This is a genomic window from Salinicola salarius, from assembly GCF_002179555.1.
Lineage (GTDB): Bacteria > Pseudomonadota > Gammaproteobacteria > Pseudomonadales > Halomonadaceae > Salinicola > Salinicola salarius_A.
The window spans coordinates 1-709 of record NZ_NHOU01000128.1 but is presented as its reverse complement, the minus strand read 5'-3'; the positions used below and the strand labels follow the sequence as shown (position 1 = coordinate 709).

Genomic DNA, 709 nt, shown 5'->3' with positions numbered 1-709 from the left:
GCTGCCGCGAGTCGCAGCCTTCAGAATCGAAGAAATGGTTCAACTGCTCGTTTAAACGACCGATGCTTTGCGTGAGCCCTTGGAGGCTTAGATCGCTGCGAGTCTTCGGCGGATACTGCTGGCACAGCGCCAGCAGACCGCGACGTAGATCAAGCAGGTTGTCGTTGACGATCACCAGCAGCTCGAAATCGCTGAGGTTGAAATACTGGAGCTGCGACCAACGCAGGCTGTGATGCGGCTGCATCTCGAGTCGGCTGGTCTGGTCGCACGCCATGTGGAACACCAGCCAGGTATCGGCGAGCAACGCGCGCAGCGCGTCGTTGCGCTTGTTGTGCGCCTGGAGATGAGCGTCGAACCAGGTGTCCAGCGTTTCTAACCACCCGGCGAACGGATCGAGCAGACCCAGGGCCAGACACTCTCGCCCCTGCAGATACCGCTCCATGCCCTGGCCAGTGGCCTCACGCGCCGGAAAGGAATAGATCTCGGCCATGGGGCAGCTCCTTATATTGATCACGATCGACGCCGCTGTGCAGGCGCGCATTGCGGCCGGCGGCATAACCTCTGGCCATCGCTCGCCGATCGTCACGGCGTTGACCGCGATCGATGGCGTTCATCGCCTCGAGCTGGGGATAGAAGCGCTGTTGGAAGTGCTCGATCCCCACGATGGCCTCCTCTGTCTTCTCCACCGGCACGATGTGTTCGAACGCGC

Annotated in this window: 2 protein-coding genes; both read right to left on the bottom strand. The window is 61.2% G+C overall.

All coding sequences use genetic code 11. The features are described 5' to 3' along the window. Positions 1-490, bottom strand: a 490-nt coding sequence (locus CCD76_RS19450; RefSeq protein WP_143543362.1) for a hypothetical protein, incomplete at its 3' end; no start/stop codon positions are given. Beyond that, on the bottom strand, positions 459-709 hold a 251-nt coding region (locus CCD76_RS20130), incomplete at its 5' end, for a hypothetical protein (RefSeq protein WP_179208979.1). The genes CCD76_RS20130 and CCD76_RS19450, both read right to left, overlap by 32 nt.